Below are 19,168 nucleotides of genomic sequence, written 5' to 3' on the forward strand. Positions count from 1 at the left end.
GTGCCGTCCGGCTACGGCCTGCGGCCTCCATCGCTCGCTGCATGACCATGGCCTCGCGCTTGCAGCAATAGCCGTCCTGCGATGAACACCATGACCGAAGGCTGGGCGCTGGCCTGGCAACTCATCCGCCACGCCGACCCCGAACTCGTACGCATCACGGCGCTCTCGCTGCAGGTGAGCGCAACGGCCTGTGCGATCGGTGCGCTGTTCGGCCTGCTGCTGGGCGCGTGGCTGGCGGTCGCGCGATTCCCGGGGCATGTGCTGGCCGTGTGGCTGGTGAACACGCTGCTCGCCCTGCCCGCCGTGGTGGTCGGCCTCCTGGTGTACCTGCTGCTCTCGCGCTCGGGGCCGCTGGGTGAACTGGGCATTCTCTTCACGCCGACGGCGATGGTGGTGGCACAGAGCGTGCTCGTCACACCGCTGATCGCCGCCCTGTCGCGCCGGCTCGTGATGGCGGCGCTGGCCGATGGCGGCGACCAGCTGCGCTCGCTGGGCGCAGGGCCCCTCACCACCTCGCTGCTGATGCTGGTGCACGACCGGATGGGCGTGGCCACCGTATTGCTCACCGCCTTCGCGCGGGCCATTGCAGAAGTGGGCGCCGTGATGATCGTGGGCGGCAACATCGCCGGCGTCACGCGCGTGATGACCACCACCATCGCGCTGGAGACCAGCAAGGGCGACCTGGCGCTCGCGTTGGCGCTGGGCTTCGTGCTGCTGGCGGTCGTCGGCGCAGTCAACGGCGCCATCGGGCTGCTTCAATGGATCGCCACCCGCCCGCTGCGCGCCGTACAGGTGGCGCCGCATGTTGCGGTGCCGAAGCCCAGCCTTCGCGCGCCGGTCGCGGCCGAGGCAACGCCTTTGATTCAGGCGGAGAACGTCACGGTGCGCTTCGGCACACTGGTCGCACTGGACGATGCCTCGCTCACCCTGAACCGCGGCGACCGGCTCGTCCTTGTCGGTGCCAACGGCTCGGGCAAGACCACCCTGCTGCGGCTGCTGCACGGCCTCCTGCCCTGCGAAGGCCGCTGCCAATGGTTGCCGCTGCAACCCGAAGGCCGCCTGCCACGCGCGGCCATGCTGTTCCAGCGCCCCTTTCTCTTGAGCCTTTCGGTGGAACGCAATGTGCGCGTCGGCCTCTGGCTGGCCGGCGTTGCGGCGACCGAGCGCGGCCCGCGCTGCCGCGAGGCGCTGGCGCGCGTCGGCCTGCTCGAACTTGCGGCGCGGTCCGCCCGTTCGCTCTCGGGCGGACAACAGCAGCGCCTGGGCCTCGCGCGCGCCTGGGCGCTGCAGCCCGACATCCTGTTCCTGGACGAGCCGACCGCCAGCCTGGACCCCGGCGCCAAGAACGAGATCGAGGCCCTCATCGAAGAGGTCGCCAGCAGCGGCGTGACGATCGTGATGAGCACCCACAACCTCGGACAGGCCAAGCGCCTGGCCACGCGCGTGGCCTATCTGCATGCAGGACGGATCGTCGTCGAGCGTCCGGTTGCGCACTTCTTCGATTCAGAGGATTTGCCTGCCGAAGCCGCCCAGTTTCTCCAGGGGGAACTTGGCTGGCACCTGCGGCCGTAGCGCTTCCACGCGGCACCGAGGCGTGGGCAGTCGCCAGCCGGCTACGCTCGATCTGCAGACCCGGCGCATGTCGCGGCATGGCAGGCCCGATTCAGTTGATGATCTCTCCCATGCCTGCGCGCACACGCTCCTTGAGCTGCCGGATGTACTCCGCATCAAAGAGCTCCCAGGTCTCCAGTTCGCCGACGATGCGAAGCGGCTCCCGACTGCGGTACGAACGTGTGGGATTGCCCGGAAACTTCTTGTCGGTGACGTTGGGGTCGTCCTCGAAGGCGCCCGTGGGTTCGACGATGTAGACGCGGCCACGGCCCTCGCCCTTCGCCATCTCGGCGGCCAGCCCGGCGCCCTTTGGCCACGCGGTGAAGTAGATGTGGTTCATCACGACGCGGCCGTCGTAGTTGGAGCGGAAGCCTGCGGTCAGCAGGTCGCCCACCTGGAGGTCCGCTCGCGTGCCATGGAAGTAAGGACCGGTGTCCAGGACAGTCATCGCCCATCGCTCCTCTGCAGTAAGAAAAGGCCGCGGAGTTTACTAGGGGCGTATTCACGTGAGAGGGCCAGCAGGACCTCCGGGCTACGCCGTGCTCAACGTGGAGGAAGTGAGGTCACCGAGGGAAGCCCTCATCGCCTACACGGCAGGAAGGTGAATCGACTCGGCGTCGGGTTGGCGCCTTGTTCGGCTCGCGCGCTCGGCAAGTGGCGGCATGAGCGTCGAGGCGACTTGGATTTGTAGTGAGGCGGGTGGCTGGGTAAGCCCCAATCAACCGGCCGCAAACCCGCATGGCATATGGAGAGCTGGAGCGGGTGAAGGGAATCGAACCCTCGTATGAAGCTTGGGAAGCTGCCGTTCTGCCATTGAACTACACCCGCAGCAGGCGCGGATTCTACCGTCAGTGCCGACGGTCACCCGGTGGCGGTCTTTCAGACTGGGAAGGCTTGCATGACGACTCGACGGCTTTGAACGGACAGAGAGTGATCGATCGATAGCCCACCGCGACCGCCGCGCTGCTGGCGGCGCTGGGCGACATCGGCGATGCAGGGGCGCTGCCCGCACTCGAACTTGCTGCGGACGATCTTGATCCCGAAGTGCGCAAATCAATCGGCCCGGCTGGCCATCGTGCGGATCGGCGAGGCGACCTATGGCGCCTGAGTCCATCGTCGATCACCGCGCGCGGGCTGCGCTGGAGTTTTGCTGGGGCGATGGGGAGCGGTATGTGGCGACGTACCGGATGCTGCGGGCCAGTTGCCCTTGTGCGGATTGCAAGGCGCTGCGTGCGGTTGGGGGCGATGGCGATGCGGGTGACGACGTGCAACTCGCGGACATACAGCCGGTCGGGGCTTATGGCGTGCAGTTCGTATTCAGCGATGGGCACGACCGGGGGATTTTTCCTTGGGGGTTTTTGAGGGACTTGCTGGCGGGACGTGTGCTATCGGCCGTGACACGCTAACCACCTTATTGCCTTTTTTTGCTCCAAGGTCTGGATCTCAGCGGTCGGCCGAAAGCCGACACTCGCGTGGTTGCACTTGATGGATTCAGGAGTGTCTCCGCTGAACTACCAAGCCAAGTCGGGAAGGATCGTGTGCGGCATCTATTCAAAAGATTTCCACGCAAGTCGCTTGGGTGCATGCACATTGAGAAAGGGGCGTGAGCACGAAAGCGCCTCCCCACAAACACGCACATTTTGGAGGCGTTCACCTCATCTGTATGTCGCCCGTCCCTGTTCCATTCTTCTGATTTCTAAGATGACTTCAGGCCGGCATCCAAAATCTACTTCTTGACCGAAGATGGATATACGGCGCAAAGGAAGTAATTTACTGCCCCTGACTCACGCGTGAAACTAGTCTTTAATTTTGGCCTAAATACTCGTTAGTATTCCGCTACCAGGAGTGCGTAGCGCTTTAAGCCAACGAGCAAGAGAGGCTCTTTCTTCAACCCTCACTGGATATGACCGTGCACTACACAAACGTTGAGACCCCGGAGCAATACGAGATGATGTAACTATTAATCCGGATTCTGCCCCTTCGTGAACAACATCAGCCCAAAGCGCTTTAACAATCACCTGCTCAATTGAGGATTTCTGCCTCTTGCATTGAATGAGAATTGTCGGAGGATTGCCATTTTTGTTAATTTTCGGTTTCCACACTCGAATATCTACCCCGCCATCTCCGCGACCAGGCCCCATTTCCACATCGTATCCAGCACGTGAGAAAAATTCGCCAGACAAGCCTTCGAACTTTCGCCAATTCATTGTGTCAATGGCCGAAAAGTTTGCCCCTAAGTAGTCAAGAAATCTTTGATCGATGAAATGTCCATTAGGCGCATCCAATGATTCACTTGAAAATAACTCTTTTAATTCTATTGTGCCATTCCAATCTATTCGTCTGAAGCGGTCAAACTCGCATAAGGAGCCGATTCGATAAAGGTACATCATGTCAACGATCTCTTTTGCCAGTTCTTGCCCCAAATACCCCCATCTTTCTTCTGCATTTCTAAGAAATTGGCTCAACTCCAATCCTGGCTTTGGCAATAGCCAATCTTTCTCCCCTGCGAGTAAATCAAAAACTCCTTCGATCACTGACTGACGAATCGCGTCATTTCTAGGTGAAAACCGAAAGAACGTTGGGGCATGATAGGCGACCGGATGGGGCAACACTCCCAATCGATGAAGAATCATCTGAAACGAATCCAGCAATTCGTGATGATGTATAGACACATGAGTGGCTTCGGCGCTGGAAAGCTGGGTGTGCAGCTTGCTTTTTATGTCGGTGTGCGATATCAACTCATCAAGCGACAAAGCCAATCCAGATTTAAATCCAATTTGTTCACTGATGTAGGCAACAAAGAGGTCGCGAGGCAAAAAGATGCCGCTCATAAAATCTCTTGGGGAGTCATTTATAATTGACTTCCATTTCAAAATGATGGAAATAAACGACGGCTCGAATAGAAGTTAATCTACCTATCGGGATAGGGGCTGCGGCTTATTTCAATCCAAATTTCTGTTCCTGGTCGACTGCAGTCATATCGGCGCATCAATTATGATGCCGTGTGCCGATACCACTTTTCAGCGGGAGACCCACTATTGGATCGTGGCAACGTATTTGTCGCATTCCTTGATAACGAAGTGCGGGACCAATTGGTATTCACGCGGGTTGAGTTGATAAATGTAGTTATTCTCGATGTGAAAAGCCTCGTTGATAAACTTCAAGATGACATTGGACTTGACCTGGTCTTCCTCATGATCAAAAAGAATACGGTAGAGGTGCAGCTTTTCGTAGTTGCTGAGTGAAGCATGGTAGAGCTGCTTCATTTGCTGTTTATCAGTGACCAGACTAAGGGCTGCCGCGTAACTGAAGTCGGGAATTTTTTCGAGGACAGCCTCACATCCCGCTTTGATTTCTTCGACAGTCATATCTCGCAGTTCTCCACCTTCGAATTTCTTTGGAGCGGGACGCTTGTGAAAGACGTTTGACAGAATGTCAAACGCATTGCCCTTTTGCTGCGTCACCTCCAGCAGGCGGCGAAGGTAGACAAGTCTGTTTAAAAGCGGGATCGGCTGTGCAATATTTTCATGATTGATGTCAATGAAAGTCTTAATCTGCGCCCGCGTAATGATCTTCTCGTAAAGAATGCCATCCTTGTTTTCAAGGAAGGCGACGGCGGGCTTGGTGAATCGGTCTGAATGGTGAACGACCATGTCCACCACGGGGTCAAGATCATGAGTCAGCAAAAGCACGGTTTTCCCGCGCAGTGACTGCCCCCCTTGGAAGAGCATTTCGATGATGGCGTACTTCTTGTTCTTATCGAACGATGAAATGGGGTCATCCAGCACGATCAATTTGGGATCGGACCTGACCGCATCGAACATGAAAAGGACCAAGGCGATGGCGTTTCTTTCGCCAAAACTCAGGTGATCCCGCACATTGCTGACCGATTGCTCAGGAAACTCTAAATGCGTGAGTAGTAGCTTGTGTTTGGAATCCGCACCTTCTCGCAATTCGACTCTATAAGAGTAGCCCGCATTCGCGAGGAAGTCATTAATGTGCGTGCTGTAGGCTTTGACTAGACGTTCGATCGTAGTTCGCTGCTTAGCAATGGCACCCTGCAATGCACCCGCCTTTTCGATCAGAATCTGAATACTCTCGTTGATGATCTGAACCTTAGCTGCGGTTTCCTCCGATTTGAGGTGGTAATAAAGTCCCAAATCAATTTTGTACGATCCTAATTCGTCAATAACTTTTGTGACATCTTTGAGTGAGCCAAAGCCGATGGCTCGGTTTTGCTTGAACTTCCCGGCCAAGCGTTCAATTTGCGTTTTTACCTCATTCAGAAAGGCGACTTGCTCGTCCGTATATTTTTCAGTATTTTTGACGAATTCTGAAATCTTGTCTTTCGTGGCCGTTGAGAAGTATTTGTTAAGGCGGTCAAAAGTGCTGACAATTTTGTTGAGCGTTTCAATGGATTTCGGGTCGTAGGCTTGCGAGACCTTGTCTATTGTTTCGCGTTTGGTCTTGATGTCGCTGGTGCAGTACGGGCAATCAGAACCGAAAGGGAGGTAGCTTGCTCCCTCTTGCTGCCACCGAATCCACTTGTATCCGGATTCGTGGCGGATGTACGGTGTATATGCTTCCAGTCCGACAGGGATATTTGCAACCTTGTTGCCGTCCTTGAAGGCCTTCGCGATGTTGCCGGCTGCATGGATACCGGTCTTCACCGGCTTGCCGAAACTGCTGCTAATCTCCTCAAAGTCGGCAAGAAGGATGTCGACTTCGGGGTCCGTCGAAATCGAACTCTTGAAGTCTTGAATCAGTTCCTCGATCTTCTGCAGGCCATCGTCGTAGTCCTGCGTCTTGATGAATATCTCGAAGCTGCCCTTCAGCAAGTCATCTTGCTGAAAAACAAAGCCGTTGATGTAATCTTCGTTGAAGATCCTCGTGGACGCGATGTCGTCTATACCCGTGATGCTGGGGACTGCTGTGGCAGCTGCGCGGTGTTTGAACGGGATTAGGTTGGCGAGTTTTTTCGCGGCACCATTTTTTTCTTCGACCGCGTACGCTATTGCCTTTGCGATGGTGCTTTTGCCTGTGCCGTTGATCGCGTATTTGATGTTGAGTACGCCCTCGGTGATCGCGATCTGGCCGCGTTCGATGTTGTTGCAATGCTCTAGTTCGACCTGCATTCCGCCCTCCGTTGTACGTACTGGTCACATATCGGAAGGGTAGCCGGAAACCCATGATATTTGCGCGTTCTTTTATTAGGTATTTCCGCCGAAGATGAGCCGCTGTGCAGCGGCTATGCGCCACCTTCGCTCGGTCGAAGTGAACGTTGGCGCGGCTCTAACTGGCAACACACGAGCACATCATCGTTGTCCAACTAGCGGCCATGACCTTTGCCTCAGCATGAACGGATTGCTGGCTCGTCCTGATCTCAATAGCCGTACGTGGCAGCGACCACCCGGACTGCAAAGGCAAACACATTCGCGTAGCTATACTGCGCCCCGTCACGTCAGAACAGACGTGATCGGGATTGGCCTCCCGTTGAAATCACTGCGACGCAAGCCGCAGTTACCCCCGCAGGGTCTGCGGCTTCGTCACTCTTGCTTCCTGTTTAGGCGGCTCGATGGGCGGGCGCAAGCCCGGCCGGTTTCACGCAAGTGGTTTCCCGGTAGGCCAACCCGTCGAGCCGCCGCCTCCGATTGGCCTCGGGTGCGTCGGTTTCAGTAAACCGAAACCCTTGGAGGCCATTCATGGCTCACGTTCCCCCGCTCCCCGAATCCCTTGACCCCAGCAGCGCCGCATCGCTCGCGCTGCGGGCCTGCGACAACATCGACAGCCTGCACGACGTGCGGCTCGCCTACGCGTGCATCGAAAAGCTCGTCGTTCCGCAGCATGTGAACGACACAGAAGAAATCCACCCCATCCGCAGCGAGCTGGGCGCCCTGATGCAGCTGGTGAACGAAGAACTGCAGCGCCGCATCGACACGGCCGACGCCACGATTCAATCGCTGCGTCTGGCGCTGGGCTAGATGTCCCTGTGATGAGGTAGCGCCGCTGCTGCAGCGCAGATCAATGGACTGATTCGTCCTCTGCCCGGGTCTTCGGCTCGCACGGCGCGAACCGAAGACCTCGACTCCCCTCAAGGCGCCAGCGTCAGCTTGAAGATCTGGTTGCCATTGGATGCCCCCACATAGATCGTCTGGTCCTCAGCCACCGCCACACCGATCGGGAAATTGAACGACAACGCCGCGCCGGTGCTGTCCCGCAGCGTGCTGATCTCGCCCGCGGGCGTGACCATGCGCACCACGCCGTCCCAGGCATGCGTGAGGAACACGTTGTCATGCGCATCCACCGTCACGCCGTAGGAGTACCCGAGCCCGGCCGGCGTGGCGGCCGTTCCGTCGACGACGCCGGGGCCCGTGCCGGTGCTGCAATCGCCCAGCAGCGTGCTCACCGTGGCGCTGGCCACGTCGATCTTGCGCAGGCACAGACCGTCGGTGTCCGTGTCGTACAGCGTGCGGCCATCGCGGCTGATCGCCAGGCCCTGCGGGCGTGCGAGCTGGGCGCTCGTGCCGACGCCGTCGAGGTAGGCCTGCGTGCCGTCGCCCGCCAGCGTGCTCGTGGTGCCATCGGCCGCGACCTTGCGCACGCGCTTGTTTTCCAGGTCCGCCACGAACAGGTTGCCCGCGCCGTCCAGCGCGATGCCGGCAGGGGTGTTGAACATCACCGCGGCCGGGCTGTCGGCATACCCGCTGCTGCCGGTGCCGACCCAGGTGCTGTAGGTCGTGGCGTTGGGAGTGATCCTGTTGATGCGATGCTGGTCGCTCACGTAGAGCGTGCCGTCGGCGGACAGTGCAAGGCCGAATGGCGTGTTCATGCTCATGCCGGGCGTCACCTCGGCGCCGCTGCCGCTGGCCGTGTCGATCCTGTAGACCGCGCCATTGCCTCCCATGGCCACGTACAGGTTCGCGCCGCTGGCGTCCACGACCATCTGATAGGGACGGTTGTAGGTCACCCCGGTCGTCGCCAGCACGGTGGCGATCCAGGGCTTGACCGTCAGCGTGGCGGCATGGCTGGTCACGCTGCCGTTCGCGCCCGCCACCTGCACGCGCAGTTGCTGGCCGCTGTCGGCCAGTCGATTGGCCGCCGTGGTGAAGCTGTCGCCGGTGGCGCCCGGCACATCGGTCCAGCTGGTACCGCCATCCACGCTGCGCTGCCACTGGTAGGCCGTCGCGTGCGTGGCCTGGACCTTTAACGTGGCGGCCGCGCCCTGCCCCACCGTGGTGTCCGACGGCTGCGTGGTGATGGCGGTCGTGGTGTCTTCCCGCGTGGGCGGCGGTGTGCCCTGGGCGGCTGGGGCCGGGGCCGGTGCGGGAGCGACGGCGAAGCCGGGGAAGCCAGCGCCTGCGCCTCCGCCACCACCGCAAGCCACCAGCACCATGTTCATCATCAGCAGTGCGGCGGGTGTACGCCATGCACGGGAAACGGTACGACGGGTATTCATGAAAGGCCTCCTTTTTTCCAAGTGGAGTGGATGAGAAGGCCTCCACGTTAGGTTCGGCGATACCCTCGATCCAGTGTCGAAGGTCATCCGCCCGCGGCAATAAATCCTTGCTCAGGAGCGCGTGCAAACGGGCTGCGCATCGTGCTGCACCAGCGATGCCAGCGCCTGCAGCAACCGGTCGGCGGCCACGGGCTTGAGCAGCACCTGCAACCCGGCGTCGAGCATCTGCTGCTGTCGCTGCGGCGCGGTTTCCCCGGTGATCAACAGCACCTGCAGGCCGGAGCCGGAACGCGCGCGCAGCCGCTGGGCCGCGGCCAGGCCGTCGGCACCGTCGGCCAGCCGCACGTCGCACAACAGCACTTCGACCGGGAGCCCCTCCTGCGAGGCCTGCGCCAGCACGGCCTCGGCTTCGGCTTCGCCCGCTACGGCGTCGATGGCCACGCCGTGAGCCTGCAACAGCCCGGTCACGGCCTGGCGGATCGCGGCTTCGTCATCGATGAGCAGCACGCGCTGCGGCAACGGCAAGGCAGCACCCGGACATACGGCGAGCGGCACGACGCCCGAGGCCGTCACCGCCGGAAGCACCAGCCGAAAGTGACTGCCGCGATGCAGCCGGGAGCGCACCTGCAGCGGATGCCCCAACAGGCGCGAGAGCCGCTGGACGATAGACAGGCCAATGCCCAGCCCCTTGGCCCGGTCGCGCCCCGGATTACCGATCTGGTAGAACTCGTCGAAGATGCGGCCCAGGTGCTCGTGCGCGATGCCAATGCCGGTGTCGCGCACATCGATCCACACCAGCGGGCCACGCGCACGGGCGGCCACCACCACGCCGCCGCGCGGCGTGTACTTGAGCGCGTTGTCCACGAGGTTGGACAGCAGCCGCTGCAACAACTGCAGGTCGCTGAGCACCCAGCAAGGCGTGGCGAGCAGCCGCAATTGCAGATCCCGGTCGGCCGCCTGCGCCGCGAACACATTGTTGAGCGCAAGGAACAGAGGGTTCAGTTCCACGGGACGAATCTGCGGCGACACCTCGCCGGCATCCAGCCGCGAGATGTCGAGCAGGGTGTCCAGGGAGTCGCCGAGCGTTCCGACCGCATCCATCAGCCGCGCCGCGTGGTGCCATTCCTCGCTGCCCTGCAGCTTCTTCTCGATGACGGCCCCGAACAGCGCGATGGCGTGCAGGGGCTGGCGCAGGTCGTGGCTGGCCGCGGCAAGAAACCGCGTCTTCTCCGCGCTGGCACGCTGGGTGGCGGCAATCTGGTGGCTCAGTTGCTCGGCCAATGCCTCCTTCTCGAAACGCATGGTCAACGCGGCGGTCAGCAGCCGATGGTGCTGCAGCGCGAAGATGATCATGACGCACATGTACAGCAGGCAGCCGGTCGCCAGGAACAGGTGCACGGTGTCGCCGCGCCAGGCCAGCGCCAGGGTCAGGCTCGCCATGCTGGGCACGATGAAGCGGGGGATGTTGCGCTTGAGAACCGCCAGCGACAGCGCGCCGCCGGCACAGCCGCCCATCATCATGACGATGACCATGACCCACAGCCCCAGGTTGCGCCCCGGCGGAACGCACAGCCAGGGCGCCAGGCCCCAGATGCAGGAGCGCAGCAGCACGTTGCGCGCATTGAAGCGTGCCCAGTACTCGGGCTGCGCCGCCGCATCGGGGCTGCGCTCGTAGCGCCGGTACGCGCGCCGCAACGTCAATGCCAGGTGCAGCGCCATCCACAGCAGGACTTGCCAGCGCCGCGTGGCGACGAACAGGCCGATGCCCAAGGTCTGCGCGGTGAGGAGGTCCGCGAGATAGGCCGCCGGTGCGTTGGCATGCACCGCGGCGACCTGCTCGCGCAGCACCCGCTGGGTCAATCCCGGTGGATGCACGTCGGCGTTCATCGCAGCCATGCCGGAATCGTCATCTCGAAGGCCGCCCGGCAAGCCAGCGTCGTCACCTCAGGCTGCTGATGAGCTGGGCGCGCGAGCGCATGCCGAACAGCAGCAACAGGGTGGACACGTGGTTCTTGACCGTGCCCTCGGTCAGGTGCGAGAGCTGCGCGATCTCCTTGTTCGACTTGCCGGCCAGCAGCCAGTCGAGGATCTCGACCTGGCGCACGTTGAGCTGCGGCGGCAACTCGGTGGTCGCCGGTTTCGCATGCACGGCGACGGGGGCCGCGGACGGCAGCGCCGGCAGGCCGACCAGATCGTTGTCCCGCACATAGCGCAGCACCTCGCCCAGGTGACCGGTCTTGGGCAGGAATGCCTGCGCCCCGAGCGCCATCGCCCCCTGCACGAGCGCGTGACTGTCCTTGCCCGAGAGCACGACCACGCGCGATGCGGGAAAGGCGCGCTTGAAGCGCACCAGGGTGTCCAGTCCCTGGGCGTCGGGCAGGTCGAGATCGAGCAGCACCAGGAAATGCAATGTCAGATGGCGCTCGTAAAGATGCAGTGCATCGGCCAGGCTGCGCGCCTCGTACACCGGCACGCTGGCGGTCTCCGCCAGCAGCAGCGCCCGCAGGCCCAGGCGCACCAGCTCGTGATCGTCGACCACCAGGATGCCCCGTGCGGGGATCGCAAAGCCGATTTCACTGCGCAGCGGTGTAGCGTGCGGCGGCTGTGGTGTGGCGGTGCCCATGGTCCGGGCATGTTAGTGCGGGCGGTTGCGAATCTGAAATGACCAAAGTCATGAAGGACGCGATCCTGGCACGCAGGAAGACATACGCAAGAAGGCATATGCCTTGGGCTGCAGCCTCAACGCGCCAGCACCAACACCCCCACCAACGCGACCGACACCACCGCCAGCAGCGCCGTCGCCCCTTGCCAGAACCGCACCGGATGCCGCTCGATCAACGGCGGCATCCGCGCACGCAGAAACTCCCGCCCGGGCGCGCGCAGGTCATGCACAAATTCGGACACGGCCTCCTGCCGTTTCGTCGGGTTCGGGTTCAGCGCCTTCTGCAGCACCGCATCGACCCACTCGGGCAGGTCGGGCCGCAGATGGCGAACGGGCATGTAGCGCAGCCGGTTCACATCAGCGGGCGACCGCACCCGCGACACCTGCAGCCCATACGGCAACTGCCCCGCAAGCATCTGGTAGACGATCACCGCCATCGAGAACAGGTCAGACCGCGCACTGCCGCCATTTCCGGTGAAGTACTCCGGCGCGGTGTACTGCAGCGTGCCGGTGATCGCGAGCGGCCTGCCCTCGCCCGCCCCGTCTGCGAGCCCCGCCACGTGCGTCGTCGCGAGGTCGATGATTCGCACGGTGCCGGTGCGGTCGATCATCACGTTCTCGGGGCGCACGTCCTGGTGCAGCATTTCCTTGCCGTGCAGCGCCTGCAGCCCGCTCGCCAGTTGCTCGGCGATGCGGCGCACGCTGTCGAGCGACGGCTTGGGGTTGTCGACCATCCACTGCGCCAGCGTCTGGCCGTCGACGTATTCCATGGCGACGTACAGATGGCCGCGCGTGCGGTCGATCGCGCTTGCCTTCAGCACATGAACGTTGTCGATGCGCCGCGCCACCCACTCTTCCAGCACGAAGCGGTCGAGGTACTCCGGGTCGTCGCGCAGATCGACCGAGGGCAGCTTCAGCACGACCTGCTGCCCGCTCGCGTCGTCCACCGCAAGGTGCACGTGGCTGCGCGAACTCACATGGAGTTCGCGCACGAGGGTGAAGCCTTCGAAGCGGGTGCGGGGGGCGAGCGGCGGTGCGATGGCGAGGCCTTCGCGTTGCAGCGGAAGCTGCGCGGCGTCGGCCGGCGGCAGTTCGTCGATGCGCACGAGCTGCACTGTGCAGTCGTCGTCGCTGCCGCGGGTTCGCGCGGCCTCGGCCAGCAGCCGTGCGGCTTTGTCCAGATCGTCGCCGCTGCGCGCCATCGCGTCGTGTACCGCAGCGGCATCGATGTGCGTGTAGGCGCCATCGGTGGCCAGCAGGTAGACCTCGCCCACCTCCGCCTCCCAGCAGCGGTAGTCGATCTCCACGTTCGGCCCCGCGCCGAGTGCTCGCCCGAGGTACGACTCGACCGACGACAGATGCACCCGGTGGTCTTCGGTGAGTTGTTCCAGCCCGTTCGGATGCAGCCGATGGATGCGCGCATCGCCCACGTGCAGCATGTGCACGTCGCGGCCCTTGAAGACGAGCGCGCTGAAGGTGCAGACGTAGCCGCTGTCCTTGTCGAAGCGCGCGTCGCTGCGCATCGTTTGCGCGTGCAGCCACGAGTTGGTCGCGCCCAGCACGCGCTGGGCTGCGCGGCGCACCGACCATGCATCGGAGGTGGCGTAGTAGTCGTCGAGAAAGCCTCGCACCGCCGCCGCGCTCGCCACCTGGCTCACGCGGCTGGAGCCGATGCCATCTGCCAGCGCCACGGCGATGCCCTTGGACATGCGCAGCGTTCCCTCGGGCAGCATCGCGCCGTGGAAGTCCTGGTTCACCGCGCCCGGCTTGGCCAGCGAGTGCTGGCCGAGCGTCACGCGCAGCGCCTTGTGCACAGGCATCAGCATCGGACGATGCGTGCGTGGTGCGTGAGTGAGGAGTGACCGGTGCTCAGCTGGCCTTGCGCTTGGGCGCCGTCTTGTAGTGCGTCGAATACAGCGTCAGACCCACGAAGGTCAGGCCGCCGACGAGGTTGCCGATGACGGTGGGAATCTCGTTCCAGATCAGGTAGTCCATCAGCGTGAACTTGCCGCCCAGCAAGAGGCCGGTGGGGAACAGGAACATGTTGACGATCGAGTGTTCGAAGCCCATGTAGAAGAACACCATCACCGGCATCCACATGCCGATGGCCTTGCCCGACACGGTGGTGGACATCATGGCCGCGACCACGCCGGTGGAGACCATCCAGTTGCACATCACGCCGCGGATGAACAGCGTCAGCATGCCGGCGGCGCCATGCGCCGCATAGCCGACGGTGCGGCCTTCGCCGATGTGGCCGAGCTTCTCGCCGATGGCGTTGGGTGCCTCGCTGAAGCCGAAGGTGAAGATGATCGCCATGAACACCGCCACGGTGAGCGCACCGGCGAAGTTGCCCACGAACACCAGGCTCCAGTTGCGCATGACGCCGCCCCAGGTGGCGCCAGGACGCTTGTCGAGCACGGCGAGCGGTGCGAGCGTGAACACGCCGGTCAGCAGGTCGAAGCCCAGCAGGTACAGCATGATGAAACCGACCGGGAACAGCATCGCGCCCACCAGCGCATTGCCGGTGTTCACGGTGATGGTCACGGCGAAGGCCGCGGCCAGTGCCAGGATCGCACCGGCCATGTAGGAGCGGATGAGCGTGTCGCGGGTGGACATCAAGAGCTTGGATTCGCCGGCATCGACCATCTTGGTCACGAACTCGGCGGGGGCTAGGTAGGCCATCGGGATTCCTTGGAGAAGCGAAAAAGCGAAGAAGAAAAGAAAACGAAGACGGCCGGCTCAACCCAGCGCTACGAGCACGCGGCCCTCATGAACACGCACCGCATGGGCGCGCACCGAGTACTCGGGCGCCTCCAGGCATTCGCCGCTGCGCAGGTCGAAGTGGTTCTTGTAGAGCGGCGAGGCGACCACGATGCGGTCCCCCAGGCTGCCCACGAGGCCGCGCGAGAGCACGCTGGCGCCGGCCTTCGGGTCCACGTTGTCGATGGCGTACAGGGCCTGCTCCCGGCCCACGCTGAAGATCGCGACATGCACGCCCTCCACCAGCGCGCAGACGCCGGTGTCGGGAAGGATGTCGGTGGCCGCGCACACGGCGGTCCATTGGAGGGTGTCGGTGGTCATCGTGGAGATCCTCGGTTTTCGTCAGACGGTTTCGGCGTCGGCTTCGGTGCTGCGCTCTTCGGCGCGGGCCGGGCGGATCTGGCCGCGCTCCTTCACGAACACGATGTGCTCGTCGGGCTTCTCGCTGTTGACGAAGGAGCGGAAGCGCTGGCGCGTTGCGGGGTCGTTCACCGCGGTCTTCCACTCGCACTGGTAGGTGTCGACCACGCTCTGCATCTGCGCCTCGAGTTCGCCGGCGATGCCCAGGGTGTCCTGCAGCAGCACGCCCTTGAGGTAGTCGAGCCCGCCTTCGAGGTTTTCGCGCCAGGTGCTGGTGCGCTGCAGGCGGTCGGCGGTGCGCACGTAGAACATCAGGAAGCGGTCGATGAGCTGGATGAGCTGCGCCTTGGTGAGGTCGGAGGCGAACAGTTCGGCATGGCGCGGCTTCATGCCGCCGTTGCCGCACACATAGAGGTTCCAGCCCTTCTCGGTGGCGATGATGCCGACGTCCTTGCCCTGCGCCTCGGCGCATTCGCGGGTGCAGCCCGAGACGCCGAACTTGATCTTGTGCGGCGCGCGCAGGCCCTTGTAGCGGTTCTCCAGCTCGACGGCGAGGCCCACGCTGTCGTCCACGCCGTAGCGGCACCACGTCGAGCCCACGCAGCTCTTCACGGTGCGCAGCGACTTGCCGTAGGCATGGCCCGACTCGAAGCCCGCGGCGATGAGCTCTTCCCAGATCGAGGGCAACTGCTCGACGCGCGCGCCGAACATGTCCACTCGGGCGCCGCCGGTGACCTTGGTGTAGAGGCCGTACTTCTTCGCGACCTGCCCCACGGCGATGAGTCCGTCGGGCGTGACTTCGCCGCCCGGCATGCGCGGCACGACCGAGTAGGTGCCGTCCTTCTGGATGTTGCCGAGGAAGTAGTCGTTGCTGTCCTGCAGGCTCGCGAGATTCTTCTTCAGCACGAACTCGTTCCAGCACGAGGCGAAGATGCTCGCCGCCGTGGGCTTGCAGATGTCGCAGCCCAGGCCCTTGCCGTGCTTGGCGAGCAGGTCTTCGAAGCTGCGGATTTCGCCGACGCGGATCAGGTGATAGAGCTCCTGGCGCGAGTACGCGAAGTGCTCGCACAGGTGGTTGTTCACGGCCATGCCGCGCTTGGCCATCTCCACCTTCATCACCTGCCCCACCAGCGCCACGCAGCCACCGCAGGTGGCGCCGGCCTTGGTGCAGGCCTTCATCTCGGCGACGGTGCAGGCGCCCTCGCCCACGGCCGCGCAGATCTGGCCCTTGGTCACGTTGTTGCACGAGCAGATCTGGGCGGTGTCGGGGAGCGCATCCACCCCGAGGCCGGGGCGCGCCTTGCCGTCGCTTGAGGGGAGGATCAAGAACTCCGGGTCCGCCGGCAGCGCGATGCCGTTGAGCGCCATCTGCAGCAGCGTGCCGTATTCGGTCGCATCGCCGACCAGCACCGCGCCGAGCAGCTGCTTGCCGTCTTCGCTCACCACGATCTTCTTGTAGATCTGCTTGTGCTCGTTGATGTACTGGTAGGTGCGCGAATGCGGCGTCTTGCCGTGCGCGTCGCCGATGCTCGCGACGTCCACGCCCATGAGCTTGAGCTTGGTGCTCATGTCCGCGCCGACGAAGGCCGCCTCCTGCTGGCCGGCGATGTGCTTGGCGGCAACGCGGGCCATGTCGTAGCCAGGCGCCACGAGGCCGAAGGTCTGTTCGTTCCACGACGCGCACTCGCCGATGGCGTAGATGTCGTGGTCGCTGGTGCGGCAGTGGCTGTCGATCGCCACGCCGCCGCGCGGGCCGATGGCCAGCACCGACTGACGGGCCAGCTCATCACGCGGACGGATGCCGGCGGAGAACACGATCATGTCGGTCTCCAGGTACGTGCCGTCGGCGAACACCATGCGGTGCCGCGCGGCGGCGCCGTCGGTGATTTCCACCGTGTTGCGGCCCGTGTGCACATGCAGGCCCAGCGCCTCGATGCTGCTGCGCAGCGCGCGGCCGCCGCCCTCGTCGACCTGCACGGCCATGAGACGCGGGGCGAACTCGACCACGTGCGTCTCCAGGCCCATGTCGCGCAGCGCCTTGGCGCATTCGAGGCCCAGCAGGCCGCCGCCGACCACCACGCCGCTCTTGGAGCGCGCGCCGCAGGCCTTCATCGCTTCCAGGTCTTCGATGGTGCGGTAGACGAAGCAGTTGGCGCGGTCGCGCCCGGGCACGGCCGGCACGAACGGCGAGGAGCCGGTGGCCAGCACGAGCTTGTCGTAGGCCACCACTTCGCCATCGGCCGTGGTGAGCGTGTTATTGCGGCGCTCGATGGCCACGGCCTTCGCCGCCAGGCGCAGCGTGAAGCCGCTGCGCTCGAAGAAGCCGGGCTCCACGAGCGAGAGGTCTTCGGCGGTCTTGCCTGCGAAGAACTCGGAGAGATGCACCCGGTCGTAGGCCGCGCGGGGCTCTTCGCAGAACACCGTGACCTCTGCATCGGCAACGCCGAGTTCGTGGAGCTGCTCTAGAAACTTGTGGCCCACCATGCCGTGGCCAATGACTGCGATTTTCATGTCGGATCCTGCGTGCAGCCGGCCATGCGTCAGTCCGCCGCAGACCGCGTCGGAAAGACGACAGTCAGGGCGAGCCCCCGCAAGGGACGGATGCGAATCGGGTTGGAACGGACGTACTGCCGGCCTTGGTTGAACAAAGCTTGCAGTGCGCTCGGGTCCGCCGTCGTTAGCGGAGGCACTGTGAGTGCCGCGGCGGCGTTGCCGCGGAACAGTGCAAGACCCTGCGCAACATCCGTGCCAGGCGATTCAGCCTGCGGTCAGGTCCCCAGGCCTCCGGCCGCACCAAATACGACGCCCCATGGCCGCATCGCCCTGCGCCATGCGCCGTTGTGGCGCATGCGTCGCCCCGTTTGGTGCGGCCCAAAGGCCCGGAGGCGCCCCGGCGCGCGCTGCTACATTGCTTGCCGTTCGCACCTCACTTTGGAAACGCAATGGCCAGCCTACGGGGAAGCGTCGGGAAGCAGCACTTGGAGGCACTGTCCGATTTCAGGTTCAGGCTGCGCAGCTTTCTGCGTTTCAGCGAGGACGCGGCCAGGGCCGAAGGCATCACGGTGCTGCAATACCAGCTGATGCTTCACACGCAGGGATTTCCAGGACGGGAATGGGCCACGGTCAGTGAAATCGCCGAGCGGTTGCAGGCCCAGCCGCACGGCGTGGTCGCGCTCGTGTCGCGCTGCGAGGAAGCGGGTCTGGTCAAGCGCAAGCCCAGCAGCACCGACCGGCGGCAGGTCGAGGTGCACCTGCTGGCCGCGGGGCGCAAGAAGCTGGAGACGCTGGCCGCCCTGCACAAGAACCAGGTGGCCAAGCTCGCGGAAGTCGTGGCGCTCGTGAACAAGGACGGCGCCTAGCAAGAAAAAGCAAGGCGGCGGGCCGGTCCTTTTTTCGAGGACACGACCCGTCGCGCAGGCAATCAACGCCCCGTGGAAACCTCGATTTCGACGCGCCGGTTCGGCGCCAGGCAATCGATCAGTGCCGCGCGGCTGGCCTGCGCGCACTGCACCTTGGGCTCCGATTCGCCCCTGCCCTGCACCTGCACGCTCTGCGCCGGCACGCCGGCCTGCACGAGGTAGTCGCGCACGGTCGTCGCGCGCGCCAGCGAGAGCGCCTGGTTGTAGCTTTCGCTGCCGAGCCGGTCGGTGTGGCCGGTCACCCGGACCGCATCCACCGGCCTCGGGCTGGCCTTGATGTCGCTCGCCAGCGCATCGAGCTTGCGCCGGCCGTCGGGCAACAGATCGGCCAGCGAACGGCCATCGAAGCGGAAGAGCCCGTCGGCGCCCAGGGTCGTCGTCCTCGCGGGCGCCGGCGCAGGCTGGATGACCGCAACCGGCCGCGCCGCTGCGGGCGGCGGCTTGAGCAGGTCGGCGCAGCCCGGGCCCTTCCAGTACGAGCCATTGACCAGCACATCCGCATTGAAGCGAACCATGTACTGGCAGGTGATGTATTCCGGACCGGCGCCGGTGCGGAAATGGAAGATGTAGTTCCACTCGCGCACGCCGGCCAGCCCTTCGCTGAAGTGCGGAAAGCCCAGCAGCTCGCGCACTTGGTCCTTGCCCATGCCGGTGCGCATGGTGCGCAGGGCCTCCAGGTTCGGGAAGGCGCCCTGCCGCCACGTGGCCGAATCGAGTGCGGGGAAGTCCTCGTCCTTCGGCGGCGGCGGGTTCTCCGAAGCGGCGCGGGCCTGCATCTCGGGCGTGATGGTGTAGCTCGTCGCGCAGCCGCCGGCCAACAGCGCGGCAAGGCAGAGCGCGGCGAGCGGCGTGGCGCGAATCGCGACGGAGGTCCTGGCTTGAGAAAGCTTGTTCATGGTG

General features: G+C 63.5%; 15 protein-coding genes and 1 tRNA gene. 4 read left to right on the forward strand and 12 right to left on the reverse strand.

All coding sequences use genetic code 11. The features are described from left to right. The first annotated feature begins 81 nt into the window (after positions 1-81). Positions 82-1,572 (forward strand): ABC transporter permease, encoded by a 1,491-nt coding sequence (locus tag J2W23_RS01885; protein WP_307647469.1) that lies wholly within the window; start codon positions 82-84, stop codon positions 1,570-1,572. 91 nt (positions 1,573-1,663) lie between these two features. Here J2W23_RS01885 and arr read toward each other — a convergent pair whose 3' ends face one another. Both arr and J2W23_RS01895 read right to left on the reverse strand, forming a co-directional pair. After that, positions 1,664-2,059: an NAD(+)--rifampin ADP-ribosyltransferase gene (gene arr, locus J2W23_RS01890; protein WP_307647470.1), complete on the reverse strand. Its 396-nt coding sequence runs from the start codon at positions 2,057-2,059 to the stop codon at positions 1,664-1,666. 306 nt (positions 2,060-2,365) lie between these two features. Continuing rightward, a tRNA-Gly gene (locus J2W23_RS01895) sits at positions 2,366-2,439 on the reverse strand. A 269-nt stretch (positions 2,440-2,708) separates the two neighbouring features. On the opposite strand from J2W23_RS01895, the gene J2W23_RS01900 reads away from it, so the two are divergent. After that, positions 2,709-3,017 carry a gamma-butyrobetaine hydroxylase-like domain-containing protein gene (locus J2W23_RS01900; protein WP_307647471.1) on the forward strand — a complete coding sequence of 103 codons (309 nt, stop codon included), beginning with the start codon at positions 2,709-2,711 and terminating at the stop codon, positions 3,015-3,017. 408 nt (positions 3,018-3,425) lie between these two features. Here J2W23_RS01900 and J2W23_RS01905 read toward each other — a convergent pair whose 3' ends face one another. After that, positions 3,426-4,442, reverse strand: a complete 1,017-nt coding sequence (locus J2W23_RS01905; RefSeq protein ID WP_307647472.1) for a restriction endonuclease — start codon at positions 4,440-4,442, stop codon at positions 3,426-3,428. Positions 4,443-4,646: 204 nt separating this feature from the next. Then, entirely contained in the window at positions 4,647-6,746 is a 2,100-nt protein-coding gene (locus tag J2W23_RS01910; RefSeq protein ID WP_307647473.1) for an AAA family ATPase, read from the reverse strand. Between the two features lie 567 nt (positions 6,747-7,313). Between J2W23_RS01910 and J2W23_RS01915 the strand changes: the two genes are divergently transcribed. Beyond that, on the forward strand, positions 7,314-7,592 hold the full coding sequence (locus J2W23_RS01915) for a hypothetical protein (protein WP_307647474.1): 279 nt from the start codon (positions 7,314-7,316) through the stop codon (positions 7,590-7,592). 110 nt (positions 7,593-7,702) lie between these two features. Here J2W23_RS01915 and J2W23_RS01920 read toward each other — a convergent pair whose 3' ends face one another. The 7 genes from J2W23_RS01920 to nirB form a co-directional block, all read right to left on the reverse strand. Then, complete coding sequence (locus tag J2W23_RS01920; protein WP_307647475.1) at positions 7,703-9,067, reverse strand: hypothetical protein; 1,365 nt, start codon at positions 9,065-9,067, stop codon at positions 7,703-7,705. Positions 9,068-9,178: 111 nt separating this feature from the next. After that, the gene (locus J2W23_RS01925; protein ID WP_307647476.1) at positions 9,179-10,963 is read right to left on the reverse strand and encodes an ATP-binding response regulator; all 1,785 of its coding nucleotides are present in this window, start codon (positions 10,961-10,963) and stop codon (positions 9,179-9,181) included. 43 nt (positions 10,964-11,006) lie between these two features. Then, a complete protein-coding gene (locus J2W23_RS01930; protein ID WP_218104491.1) occupies positions 11,007-11,690 on the reverse strand; it encodes a response regulator transcription factor in 684 nt (227 codons plus the stop codon). Positions 11,691-11,806: 116 nt separating this feature from the next. Next, complete coding sequence (locus J2W23_RS01935; RefSeq protein WP_307647477.1) at positions 11,807-13,555, reverse strand: bifunctional protein-serine/threonine kinase/phosphatase; 1,749 nt, start codon at positions 13,553-13,555, stop codon at positions 11,807-11,809. 43 nt (positions 13,556-13,598) lie between these two features. Beyond that, on the reverse strand, positions 13,599-14,411 hold the full coding sequence (locus J2W23_RS01940; protein ID WP_176658106.1) for a formate/nitrite transporter family protein: 813 nt from the start codon (positions 14,409-14,411) through the stop codon (positions 13,599-13,601). A gap of 57 nt (positions 14,412-14,468) precedes the next feature. Continuing rightward, a complete protein-coding gene (nirD, locus tag J2W23_RS01945; protein WP_176658107.1) occupies positions 14,469-14,810 on the reverse strand; it encodes a nitrite reductase small subunit NirD in 342 nt (113 codons plus the stop codon). Between the two features lie 21 nt (positions 14,811-14,831). Next, positions 14,832-17,360 carry a nitrite reductase large subunit NirB gene (gene nirB, locus J2W23_RS01950; RefSeq protein WP_307647478.1) on the reverse strand — a complete coding sequence of 843 codons (2,529 nt, stop codon included), beginning with the start codon at positions 17,358-17,360 and terminating at the stop codon, positions 14,832-14,834. 431 nt (positions 17,361-17,791) lie between these two features. On the opposite strand from nirB, the gene J2W23_RS01955 reads away from it, so the two are divergent. Next, positions 17,792-18,208 carry a MarR family winged helix-turn-helix transcriptional regulator gene (locus J2W23_RS01955; protein ID WP_307647479.1) on the forward strand — a complete coding sequence of 139 codons (417 nt, stop codon included), beginning with the start codon at positions 17,792-17,794 and terminating at the stop codon, positions 18,206-18,208. Between the two features lie 62 nt (positions 18,209-18,270). On the opposite strand, the gene J2W23_RS01960 is transcribed toward J2W23_RS01955, so the two are convergent. After that, the gene (locus tag J2W23_RS01960) at positions 18,271-19,164 is read right to left on the reverse strand and encodes an OmpA family protein (RefSeq protein WP_307647480.1); all 894 of its coding nucleotides are present in this window, start codon (positions 19,162-19,164) and stop codon (positions 18,271-18,273) included. Between the last annotated feature and the right edge of the window lie 4 nt (positions 19,165-19,168).

This window comes from Variovorax boronicumulans (assembly GCF_030812215.1).
Taxonomy (GTDB): Bacteria; Pseudomonadota; Gammaproteobacteria; order Burkholderiales; family Burkholderiaceae_C; genus Variovorax; species Variovorax boronicumulans_C.

Coding starts and splice junctions, on each gene's coding strand:
- arr (WP_307647470.1), bottom strand. CDS start 2,059: ATGACTGTCCTGGACACCGGTCCTTACTTCCATGGCACGCGAGCGGAC.
- J2W23_RS01955 (WP_307647479.1), top strand. CDS start 17,792: ATGGCCAGCCTACGGGGAAGCGTCGGGAAGCAGCACTTGGAGGCACTG.
- J2W23_RS01940 (WP_176658106.1), bottom strand. CDS start 14,411: ATGGCCTACCTAGCCCCCGCCGAGTTCGTGACCAAGATGGTCGATGCC.
- J2W23_RS01930 (WP_218104491.1), bottom strand. CDS start 11,690: ATGGGCACCGCCACACCACAGCCGCCGCACGCTACACCGCTGCGCAGT.
- J2W23_RS01935 (WP_307647477.1), bottom strand. CDS start 13,555: ATGCTGATGCCTGTGCACAAGGCGCTGCGCGTGACGCTCGGCCAGCAC.
- J2W23_RS01900 (WP_307647471.1), top strand. CDS start 2,709: ATGGCGCCTGAGTCCATCGTCGATCACCGCGCGCGGGCTGCGCTGGAG.
- J2W23_RS01915 (WP_307647474.1), top strand. CDS start 7,314: ATGGCTCACGTTCCCCCGCTCCCCGAATCCCTTGACCCCAGCAGCGCC.
- nirB (WP_307647478.1), bottom strand. CDS start 17,360: ATGAAAATCGCAGTCATTGGCCACGGCATGGTGGGCCACAAGTTTCTA.
- J2W23_RS01905 (WP_307647472.1), bottom strand. CDS start 4,442: ATGAGCGGCATCTTTTTGCCTCGCGACCTCTTTGTTGCCTACATCAGT.
- J2W23_RS01925 (WP_307647476.1), bottom strand. CDS start 10,963: ATGGCTGCGATGAACGCCGACGTGCATCCACCGGGATTGACCCAGCGG.
- J2W23_RS01910 (WP_307647473.1), bottom strand. CDS start 6,746: ATGCAGGTCGAACTAGAGCATTGCAACAACATCGAACGCGGCCAGATC.
- J2W23_RS01885 (WP_307647469.1), top strand. CDS start 82: ATGAACACCATGACCGAAGGCTGGGCGCTGGCCTGGCAACTCATCCGC.
- J2W23_RS01960 (WP_307647480.1), bottom strand. CDS start 19,164: ATGAACAAGCTTTCTCAAGCCAGGACCTCCGTCGCGATTCGCGCCACG.
- J2W23_RS01920 (WP_307647475.1), bottom strand. CDS start 9,067: ATGAATACCCGTCGTACCGTTTCCCGTGCATGGCGTACACCCGCCGCA.
- nirD (WP_176658107.1), bottom strand. CDS start 14,810: ATGACCACCGACACCCTCCAATGGACCGCCGTGTGCGCGGCCACCGAC.